Origin of the sequence: Roseicyclus sp. (assembly GCF_052168335.1) — a bacterium.
Classification (GTDB): Bacteria; Pseudomonadota; Alphaproteobacteria; order Rhodobacterales; family Rhodobacteraceae; genus Roseibacterium.
Window position 1 is genome coordinate 1 of record NZ_JBQLZP010000275.1, and the last position, 9,425, is coordinate 9,425.

Genomic DNA, 9,425 nt, shown 5'->3' on the forward strand with positions numbered 1-9,425 from the left:
GATCACGTAGGGATAGACTTCCCTGCGGTTGGCGCGCAGCCTGCGGCAGAACTCGGGCCCGGTCATCCCCGGCATCATCCAGTCGAGCACGATGAGCCCGATGCGCGGATCGCCCGCGAGCTCCAGCGCTTCCGCCGCGTCGGTCGAGGAGACCGTGTCGTAGCCCCATCGGCCGAGGAGCGCGGCGAGCATCCGGCATTGCGCCGCGCTGTCGTCGACCACCAGCACGGCGGCCCCCGGCCCGGGAACGGGCACGGGCGCGGCGGCGATGGCCGCGACGGGCTCGGGCGTGGTGCGCGCGCGCAGCATGGCGGGACTCCGGGTGCTCCGGTCGGGGCATAGCCGCCCGCCGCTTAAGGAAGCGTGAAAGGGACAATCCGCGGCATCGCGACGGGCGGCGGAAGGACTTCCTTCATCTCCGGGCGCGATGCTTCTCCAAAGCCGGGAGCCTGCGCATGAACCTGATCGACTGGGACCACCTGATGTCCCTCCGCGACGACATCGGGGAGGAGGACTTCGCAGACGTCGTGCTCGTCTTCTTCGCGGAAATGGACGCGAAGCTGGCGGACCTGGCCGCCGACCCGGCGCGGGCGGATGCCGACGCCTTCCATTTCCTGCGCGGCGGGGCGGCGAACCTCGGGTTCCTTGCGATGGCCGGGGCCTGCGCCGCGGCGGAGGCCGCCTGCCGTGCCGGGCTGGAGCCCGACCTCGTCGCCGTGGTCGACGCCTTCCACGGCGCGCTGGCCGAGGCGCGGCCGCGCCTGCCGGAGCTCGACGCCGCCTAGATCAGGAACTCGGACAGCAGCTCGTCCTCGCTGATGTCGCGGAAGGCGAAGCCGCGCGCGGCGATGCGCTCGAACAGCGCCGGAAAGCTCGCCGCGTCCTTCGCCTCGATCCCGATGAGGACCGAGCCGAAGTTGCGCGCCGACTTCTTGAGATACTCGAAGCGCGCGATGTCGTCGTCCGGCCCCAGAAGCTCGAGGAAATCCCTGAGCGCGCCGGGACGCTGCGGCAGGCGCAGGATGAAGTACTTCTTGAGGCCCCGGTAGCGCATCGCGCGCTCCTTCACCTCGGGCAGGCGCTCGAAGTCGAAGTTGCCGCCCGAGGTGACGCAGACGACGCGCCGGCCGGCGATACGGTCGGCGATCTCTGGCAGCACGTCGAGCGACAGCGCGCCCGCGGGCTCCAGCACGATGCCCTCGTGGTTCAGCATCTCCTGGATGGTGACGCAGATCCGGTTCTCGGGCGCGAGGTGGACCTGCGCGGGCGCCATCGTCTTCAACGCCTCGAACGTGAGGTTCCCGATCCGCGCCACCGCGGCGCCGTCCACGAAGGTATCCGTGATCGGCACGTCCACCGGATGACCCGCCCCGAGCGCGGCGGTCAGGCTCGGCCCGCCGCAGGGCTCGACCAGCACGACCTCGCAGGTCGCCCGCACCGCCGCGAGGTAGCGCGTCATCCCCGCCGAAAGCCCGCCGCCCCCCACCGGCAGCACGAGGATGTCCGGCGGGCCGCCGAGCTCCTGCAGCATCTCGACCGCGACCGAGGCCTGCCCCTCGATCACGTGCGGATCGTCGAAGGGCGGCAGGAAATGCGCGCCCGCCTCGGCACAGAAGACGCGCGCCGCGGCGAGCGTCTCGTCGAAGAAGTCGCCGACCAGACGGATCTCGACATGCTCGCCGCCGAACACGCGGGTCTTGTCGATCTTCTGCGCGGGCGTCGTGACGGGCATGAAGACCGTGCCCTTCACGCCGAAATGCGCGCAGGCGAAGGCCATTCCCTGCGCGTGGTTCCCGGCGCTGGCGCAGACGAAATGCGCCTGGTCCGGGTCGGCCGTCAGACGCTTGCGCATCGCGTTGAAGGCGCCGCGGATCTTGTAGGAGCGGACCGGCGAGAGATCCTCGCGCTTCAGCCAGATGTCGGCGCCGTAACGCTCCGACAGGAATGCGTTCCGCTGGAGCGGCGTGGGCGGGAACAGCTCGCGCAGGGCCTGGGCGGCGGCGCGGGCGGCGTCCGCGAAATCGGGGGCAAACTCGGTCATCGTTTCGCCCTGCCGCAAGCCGCCGCCGCTGTCCAGCGTCAGTTGAGCTGACGGCCCTCGATCAGGTTTCCGTAGAGCGTGGTCATCAGCGCGAGGTTGATGAGGATCTGGATCCACGAGACGAAGCCGTTGACGATCTGGCCCGGCAGCGTCAGGACCAACTGCTCCTGCATCGTGCCGAAGACCTCGACCGTCACCGTCTCGCCGAAGATCAGCAGGATCACCTGCCCGATCAGCCCGACGGCCAGCGCAACGACGATCAGCGGCAGGAGGATCTGGCTGGAAACCGGGCGCGTGGCGGCCCAGCTCTCCGACAGGGTCATGCGTTCGCCGATGGCAGCGGCCGGCAGGACGAGGCCGATCCGCGTCGCGACCCAGGACGCCCCGAAGACCAGGCCGATGCCGAGGACCACGGCGATGGCGGGCGACTGCGTCAGGCCGACGACCAGCGCGATGACGAGGCCGAAGCCCATCGCCGCGAGGATCACCACGATGCCGACGACGAGCGCGCGCCAGAAGTAGCTCGAGATCCGGTCGCCGCGCCATTGCGGGAGAAAGCCGTTGCCGGTCTCTTCCAGAAGCACGTAGCGGTGCCAGCCGACCGCCGCCCAGCAATAGGCGACGACCGCCACGACCAGGAGGAGCAGCCCGCCGAGGATGCTGACGCCCGCGGCGCCGGGGTCCATCGTGCCGCCGGTCATGGCGCCGAAGCCGAGAATGACGAACCCCAGGAACGGGGCGAGAAAGAGCAGGAGCGTGATCTGCGCCGCCTCTCTCAGGTTGCCGAAGACCTGCTGCACGACATGCCGCAGCAACTGATATCCATAGTCCATCACGCACTCCGCTCGCTTGCCCCGCCTCTGAAAACCCGGTATCGCCCGCGCGGTCAACAGGAACTCGCGACGGAGCCCCCCGACATGCCCGCAAAGAAGCACGCCCCGAAGAAGGTCGTCCTCGCCTATTCGGGCGGCCTCGACACCTCGATCATCCTCAAGTGGCTCCAGACGGAATACGGCTGCGAGGTCGTCACCTTCACCGCCGATCTCGGGCAGGGCGAGGAGCTCGAGCCCGCCCGCGCCAAGGCCGAGATGATGGGCGCCAAGGAGATCTACATCGAGGATCTGCGCGAGGAATTCGTCCGCGACTTCGTCTTCCCGATGTTCCGGGCCAACGCGCTCTACGAGGGGCTGTATCTGCTGGGCACGTCCATCGCGCGGCCGCTTATCTCCAAGCGCCTCGTCGAGATCGCCGCCGAGACGGGCGCCGACGCGGTCGCCCACGGCGCGACGGGCAAGGGCAACGACCAGGTGCGCTTCGAGCTGTCGGCCTACGCGCTGAACCCCGAGATCAAGGTGATCGCGCCCTGGCGCGAGTGGGACCTGACGAGCCGCACGAAGCTCCTCGAATTCGCCGAGCAGAACCAGATCCCGATTGCCAAGGACAAGCGCGGCGAGGCTCCGTTCAGCGTGGACGCGAACCTCCTGCACACCTCGTCGGAGGGCAAGGTGCTGGAGGACCCCAGCGTCGAGGCGCCCGATTACGTCTACCAGCGCACGGTCGATCCCGAGCAGGCCCCCGACACGCCCGAATTCGTCGAGATCACCTTCGAGAAGGGCGACGCGGTCGCGCTGAACGGGCACGCGATGTCGCCCGCCGCGATCCTGACGAACCTCAACGAACTGGGCGGACGGCACGGCGTCGGCCGCCTCGACCTCGTGGAGAACCGCTTCGTCGGCATGAAGTCGCGCGGTATCTACGAGACGCCCGGCGGCACGATCCTGCTGGAGGCGCATCGCGGCATCGAGCAGATCACGCTCGACAGCGGGTCGGGGCACCTGAAGGACTCGCTCATGCCGCGCTACGCCGAGCTCATCTACAACGGCTTCTGGTTCTCGCCCGAGCGCGAGATGCTCCAGGCGCTGATCGACAAGAGCCAGGAGAACGTCAGCGGCACCGTCCGCGTGAAGCTCTACAAGGGGTTCGCCCGCACCATCGCCCGCTGGTCGGACCGCAGCCTCTATTCCGAGGCGCACGTGACCTTCGAGGAGGACGCCGGCGCCTACGACCAGACCGACGCGCAGGGCTTCATCCAGCTCAACGCGCTGAGGCTCAAGCTGCTGGCGGCGCGGAAGCGGCGGCTGACCTGAGCGCGGTCACTCGGACTGCGCGCTGACGTGCTGGCGGAAGGCGCGCTTGAGCATCTCGAGCTCGGCGCGCAGAAGGCCCACCTCGGCGCGCAGATCCTCGTCGAGCGCGTCCCCCGCGAGGAGCGTGATGCGGTCCAGCACCGCGCCCGTGACGGTGGAGCGCAGCGCGACCACCTGCACGCCGTCCGACAGGATCTCGGAGGGGAGATCGACGCTGACGAACACGCGCTCGGCGTCCTCCGCCGTCCGTGTCAGCCGCGCGGCGGCGACCACTCGTCCATGGTGGACCGCCTCGATCCCGGTATCGTGCGGCGCGACCAGTTCGCCCCGGTAGCGGCCGGCCTCGAGCGACAGCTTCACCAACGACTCGTCAACCATTTCGTCCTCGTCAAACATGCTCACTACACGTCCGCCCTCGGCGCCCGCATCACCAGGAGGTCCCAGATCGCGATCCGCGTCATCTCGGGGCCCTCGAGGATGATGTCGAGCCAGGCCTTCTCGATCCGGCGCTCGTTGATCTGGGTATAGGCGAGGTCGAACTCGGCGCGGCCCTCCTCCTCGCGGAAATCGACCTGGCGCACCATCTGCTCGACATTGGGTCCGTGCTGCACGTTGAGGCGGGCATAGACCTCCACCGGGTGCTCGCGCTCGGCCCGGAGACGGACGGAGACGAAGTGGCCGAGCGTCAGGCCGCGCACCGCCTCCTCCGGCAGGTCGTGCACGAGCGAGACGAAGCTGCCGTCGAAGCGGTAGACCTCGAGCACAAGGCCGAAGCGCGCGCCGCCGACACCCGGCGCAGACTCCTGCCTGAGGCTCAGGTCCGAGCGCGTCGCGTCGTGGAACAGCGTGACACCCCCCGGCAGCTTCGTCGGCGAGGCGATGTCCACCATGCCCCGCGGCCGCATGAGCGAGGTCCAGGGCGCCGGCCGCCCGATCCAGTCGTGCTCGCCCTCCGCGTCCGGTGCGACGGTGGCCCCCCGCTCCAGAAGCTCGGTGCCGGCATCGGCGCACATCCGGTCGAGCCGCGCGCGCAACGTTCCCATGTCGCGCAGCATCGCCCGAAGGTCGCCCGCCGGAAGCGTCCCGGGGGACTGCAAGGCGCGGCGCCAGCGCCGCAGGCTCTGCCCGAGACTTAACCTCTCGAGGAAGCCCGGAATGTGCTGTCCCATGGTCCTGCTCTCCCGGACACGGTCCGTCGCCTCTCGCTCCGGCCCTTGTCGCACGGGCCGGTTAATTGAATATCCGCCGGAAAAGCCCGACGTTGAAGAGGCCGCCGCGCGGGGCGGCCGTTTCGGCAGAGGGGGCGGGCGCGGCTGCAACAGCGCCCGGGACCGGTTCGGCGTTCGCCTGCCGCATGGTCGCGGCGAAGGCACGCAGCGCGCCGAGGCCGTCCTCGGCCGTCACGCCCCGATCCTCGAGCGCGAAGACCGACAGCGTCGCGATGCGCGCGCCGATGTCGAGATAGGCCCTCCAGTAGTAGTCACCCACGCCCTCCATCGCGCCGGCGCTGGTGTCGCTGGCGTGAAGCAGGAACATGTCCGGTTCGGTGATCGTCTCGATCAGGGTGACCGTCTCGGCATCCTGCGAGCGGCTGAGCACGGTGCGCCCAGCCTCCGAGCGGAAATAGGCGTCGAGTTCCGCGATGCTCTCGGCGATGGACCCGGCGTCCGAGGCCTCCGAGATGGCGGCGGTCAGGACCACGGGCACCTCGGGCTGGTCGGCGCGGCGCGAGGCCGAGATGGCGGCGCAATTGCCGAGAAGGACGAAGGCGGTGTCACCCTCCGCGCGTGTCGCCGTCTCGTCCACGCAGAAGCCGCGCGGGCCGGTCACGACGATCATGTCCGATGTCACCACCGCCTCGGCGGGCGCACCGCCCGTGCCGCCGCCCCCGCCGATGCAGCCGGAGAGGACCAGGGCCGCGAGCAGCGCCGATACCCGCATGCGACTCCGATTTGCCCCCGTCACTGTCTCCCCTCTTCATGTTTTGTTAACCTTGGGGATAAGTCGATGCGGCGCGCGATGCAACGCTCATGGCTTCGGGGCGGCCAAAGCCCGCGTCCGGTGCAGCGCCGCCGCCACCATTCCGGCAGCGGCGCGGTCCCGTCTCAGATGTCGGCGTAGACGTGTTTCTCGAAGGTGCCGCCGGGATGGGTGACGGCGCCCTTCACCGCGGGGCCGACGAGCTGCGCGTATTTCCAGAGCGCGCCGGTGGCGTAGATCGTCTCGCGCGGGCCGGCCCAGGACTTGCGGCGCTCCTCGAACTCCGCCTCGGTCACGGCGACAGACAGCTCGCCCGAGATCGCGTCGATGGTGATCATGTCGCCGTCCTTCAGCAGGCCGATGGGCCCGCCGACCGCCGCCTCGGGGCCGACATGTCCGACGCAGAAGCCGCGCGTCGCGCCCGAGAAGCGCCCGTCGGTGATGAGCGCGACCTTCTTGCCCATGCCCTGCCCCGACAGCGCCGAGGTCGTGGCCAGCATCTCGCGCATGCCGGGTCCGCCCTTCGGGCCCTCGTTGCGGATGACGATGACCTCGCCCTCCTTGTAGGCGCGGCTGCGGACCGCCTCGAAGGCGTCCTCCTCGCATTCGAAGACGCGCGCGGGGCCGGTGAAGACCTGGTGCTCGGGCGCCATGCCCGCGACCTTCACGATGGCGCCCTCGGGGGCGAGGTTGCCCTTCAGACCCACGACACCGCCCGTCTCGGTGATCGGGCTCGCCGCCGGATAGATCACGCGGCCGTCCGCCTCGCGGGTGATGAGGTCGAGCTCCTCGCCCATGGTGCGGCCGGTGGCGGTCATGCAGTCCTCGTGGACGAGGCCGATCTTGCGCAGCTCCTTCATGACGACGGGCACGCCGCCCGCCTCGTAGAGGTCCTTGGCGACGAACTGGCCGCCCGGCTTCATGTCGACGAAATAGGGCGTGTCGTGGAAGATGTCGCAGACGTCGAAGAGGTCGAAGTCGATCCCCGCCTCGTGCGCGATGGCGGGCAGGTGCAGCCCCGCGTTGGTCGAGCCGCCGGTGCAGGCCACGACGCGCGCGGCGTTCTCGAGGCTCTTGCGGGTGACGATGTCGCGCGCGCGGATCCCCTTCTCCAGCAGCGCCATCACCGCCTCGCCGGAGGCGACGCCGTACTGGTCGCGGCTCTCGTAGGGCGCGGGCGCGCCGGAGGAGTTGGGCAGCGCGAGGCCGATCGCCTCGGAAACACAGGCCATGGTGTTCGCGGTGAACTGGCCGCCGCAGGCGCCCGCCGAGGGGCAGGCCACGCGCTCGATGATCGCCAGCGCCTCGTCCGAGAGGTTGCCCGCCTGGTGCTGGCCCACGGCCTCGAACACGTCCTGCACGGTGATGTCGCGGCCGTCCAGGCGGCCCGGCAGGATCGAGCCGCCGTAGATGAACACCGAGGGCACGTTGAGGCGGACCATCGCCATCATCATGCCGGGCAGCGACTTGTCGCAGCCCGCGAGGCCCACGATGGCGTCGTAGCAATGCCCGCGCATCGTCAGCTCGACCGTGTCCGCGATGGCGTCGCGCGAGGCCAGCGACGAGCGCATCCCCTCGTGCCCCATGGCGATGCCGTCGGTGACGGTGATCGTGGTGAACTCGCGCGGGGTGCCGTTCGCGTGCTTGACGCCGAGCTTCACCGACTGCGCCTGCCGCGACAGCGCGATGTTGCAGGGCGCGGCCTCGTTCCAGCAGGTGGCGACGCCGACGAAGGGCTGGTGGATCTCCTCGTCCGACAGGCCCATCGCGTAGAAGTACGACCGGTGCGGCGCGCGGGACGGCCCCTCGGTCACGTGTCGGCTGGGCAGCTTAGCCTTGTCCACCTTGCCCTTGAGCATCGTCGTCTCCCTCCTGGTCTGCGGCTGTCGCGCGAACGCGTGGCGTCGCGGTCCGGAATAGACGGCGGCCGGAGACGAGACAAGCGGCCAGCGCGCTCGACGATGGACGCGAAGGGCGCAAACGGCTAGAGTAACGAAAAAACAATGATAACCGTTCAGGCAGGCACGATGCAGTACTCCGAACATGCGCCCTTCGTGGCGCCGGCGCGCTTGCGACCGGAGATCTGGCGTCTCGTCGCCGGGCTCCTGCTGATCGTGGCGGTCTACGCCCTCGGCGTGGCGGCGGTCTTCCTGCTGGTGATGGCGTGGAGCGGCCTCGACGGCGCGCGCGGCTGGCTGGCCGAGATGGCGGGCTCCGCCGGGCCGACGGGGACGGTGCTCCTGCTCGCCACCTTCGCGGGCATGGCGCTCGGGCCGATGCTGGCCGTCCGTCTCTTCCACAAACGCTCGGTCCGCAGCCTCTTCGGCCCGATCGACCGGCTGTGGCGGCACTTCCTCGTCACCGCCGCGATCTGCATCCTGGCCTTCGCCCTCTCGGCGCTGATCCCCTCGCAGATGCCCACGCCGCTCCCCAATCTCGAGGTCACGCTCTGGGCGAGCTTCCTGCCGCTGGCGCTGGTCGGCGTGCTGGTCCAGACGGGGGCGGAGGAGGTGCTGTTCCGCGGCTACCTCCAGCAGCAGCTCGCCGCGCGCTTCGCCTCGCCGATCGTCTGGATGGTGCTGCCCTCGGCGCTCTTCGCGATCCTGCACTACCAGCCCGAGATCATGGGCGCGAATGCGTGGATCGTTGTCGCGGCGGTGTTCCTCTTCGCGGTCCTCGCCGCCGACCTGACCGCCGTGACCGGCAGCATCGGCGCGGCCTGGGGGTTGCACTTCGTCAACAACGCGCTGGCGATCCTTGTCGTGGCCACGGACGGGCCGCTGTCGGGCCTCGCGCTCTACATTGCGCCGATCTCGCCCGCGGACGAACAGATCCGGCCGCTCCTCTTTCTCGACATGATGACGACGGTAGCGCTCTGGGCCGTGCTGCGCCTCGTCCTGCGCCCGCGCAGGACGGCGGCCTGATCTTCCTGCGCTCGCGGAGGACGGCTGCCCGAGCCCCTTCGCGCGATTGCATTCCGACCCGGCGCGGCCTATCTCGGGCCCGACGAAGCGCGACAGCATCCGCCCGAAAGCCGCCGCATGAACTGGATCACGAACTACGTCCGTCCCCGGATCAACTCGATCTTCTCGCGCCGCGAGATGCCCGAGAACCTGTGGACCAAGTGCGACGCCTGCGGGACGATGCTGTTCCACCGCGAGCTGACCGAGGCACTGAACGTCTGCACGAGCTGCGGCCACCACATGCCGATCAGCCCGCGGCAGCGCTTCCAGGCACTGTTCGACGCGGGCCTCTTC

At 69.7% G+C, this 9,425-nt stretch carries 10 protein-coding genes and 1 pseudogene; 4 read left to right on the forward strand and 7 right to left on the reverse strand.

Going from position 1 to position 9,425, the window contains the following annotated elements:
- Positions 1-309: response regulator (locus ACTS11_RS08345; RefSeq protein WP_442639865.1), on the reverse strand; the 309-nt coding region annotated here is incomplete at its 3' end.
- Positions 310-455: 146 nt separating this feature from the next.
- Here ACTS11_RS08345 and ACTS11_RS08350 point away from each other — a divergent pair.
- Positions 456-785, forward strand: a complete 330-nt coding sequence (locus ACTS11_RS08350; protein ID WP_442639866.1) for an Hpt domain-containing protein — start codon at positions 456-458, stop codon at positions 783-785.
- Here the strand turns inward: ACTS11_RS08350 and ilvA are convergent.
- Positions 782-2,041 (reverse strand): threonine ammonia-lyase IlvA, encoded by a 1,260-nt coding sequence (ilvA, locus tag ACTS11_RS08355; RefSeq protein WP_442639867.1) that lies wholly within the window; start codon positions 2,039-2,041, stop codon positions 782-784. The genes ACTS11_RS08350 and ilvA overlap by 4 nt on opposite strands.
- 38 nt (positions 2,042-2,079) lie before the next feature.
- Positions 2,080-2,874: a hypothetical protein gene (locus tag ACTS11_RS08360; protein WP_442639868.1), complete on the reverse strand. Its 795-nt coding sequence runs from the start codon at positions 2,872-2,874 to the stop codon at positions 2,080-2,082.
- 84 nt (positions 2,875-2,958) lie between these two features.
- Here ACTS11_RS08360 and ACTS11_RS08365 point away from each other — a divergent pair, with 84 nt between their 5' ends.
- Positions 2,959-4,188, forward strand: coding sequence for an argininosuccinate synthase (locus ACTS11_RS08365; protein ID WP_442639869.1), 1,230 nt, complete (start codon positions 2,959-2,961; stop codon positions 4,186-4,188).
- A gap of 6 nt (positions 4,189-4,194) precedes the next feature.
- Here ACTS11_RS08365 and ACTS11_RS08370 read toward each other — a convergent pair whose 3' ends face one another.
- The 4 genes from ACTS11_RS08370 to ilvD form a co-directional block, all read right to left on the reverse strand.
- A complete protein-coding gene (locus ACTS11_RS08370; protein ID WP_442639870.1) occupies positions 4,195-4,566 on the reverse strand; it encodes a hypothetical protein in 372 nt (123 codons plus the stop codon).
- Positions 4,567-4,589: 23 nt separating this feature from the next.
- A complete protein-coding gene (locus tag ACTS11_RS08375; RefSeq protein WP_442639871.1) occupies positions 4,590-5,357 on the reverse strand; it encodes a DUF6478 family protein in 768 nt (255 codons plus the stop codon).
- A 61-nt stretch (positions 5,358-5,418) separates the two neighbouring features.
- Positions 5,419-6,129 carry a hypothetical protein gene (locus tag ACTS11_RS08380; RefSeq protein WP_442639872.1) on the reverse strand — a complete coding sequence of 237 codons (711 nt, stop codon included), beginning with the start codon at positions 6,127-6,129 and terminating at the stop codon, positions 5,419-5,421.
- A gap of 164 nt (positions 6,130-6,293) precedes the next feature.
- A complete protein-coding gene (ilvD, locus tag ACTS11_RS08385) occupies positions 6,294-8,027 on the reverse strand; it encodes a dihydroxy-acid dehydratase (protein WP_442639873.1) in 1,734 nt (577 codons plus the stop codon).
- Between the two features lie 144 nt (positions 8,028-8,171).
- On the opposite strand from ilvD, the gene ACTS11_RS08390 reads away from it, so the two are divergent.
- On the forward strand, positions 8,172-9,092 hold the full coding sequence (locus tag ACTS11_RS08390; RefSeq protein WP_442639874.1) for a CPBP family intramembrane glutamic endopeptidase: 921 nt from the start codon (positions 8,172-8,174) through the stop codon (positions 9,090-9,092).
- A gap of 117 nt (positions 9,093-9,209) precedes the next feature.
- Positions 9,210-9,425, forward strand: a pseudogene (locus tag ACTS11_RS08395) (acetyl-CoA carboxylase, carboxyltransferase subunit beta); the annotation flags it as partial.